Source organism: Burkholderia sp. BCC1977 (genome assembly GCF_905339595.1).
Classification (GTDB): domain Bacteria; phylum Pseudomonadota; class Gammaproteobacteria; order Burkholderiales; family Burkholderiaceae; genus Burkholderia.
In genome coordinates this window covers 1-248 of the sequence record NZ_CAJPGQ010000211.1, presented here as the reverse complement: position 1 = coordinate 248, position 248 = coordinate 1, and the positions used below count along the sequence as shown (strand labels likewise).

General features: G+C 62.5%; 1 protein-coding gene. It reads left to right on the top strand.

Features of this window, described 5'->3' with window-relative positions; translation table 11 throughout:
- Positions 1-248, top strand: a 248-nt coding sequence (locus tag U5771_RS35510) for an aminotransferase class III-fold pyridoxal phosphate-dependent enzyme (RefSeq protein ID WP_322028229.1), incomplete at both ends; no start/stop codon positions are given.

Sequence of the window (248 nt, the reverse complement as noted above, 5' to 3'; positions counted from 1 at the left end):
GTCATCGACGGGATGGCCGGCCTCTGGTGCGTGAACGTCGGCTACGGCCGCAAGGAACTCGCCGACGCCGCGTATCGCCAGATCCAGGAACTGCCGTTCTACAACACCTTCTTCAAGACGACGCATCCGCCGGTGATCGAACTGTCGGCGCTGCTCGCCGAAGTCACGCCCGCGGGCTTCAACCACTTCTTCTATTGCAACAGCGGCTCGGAAGGCAACGACACCGTGCTGCGTCTCGTGCACCAGTA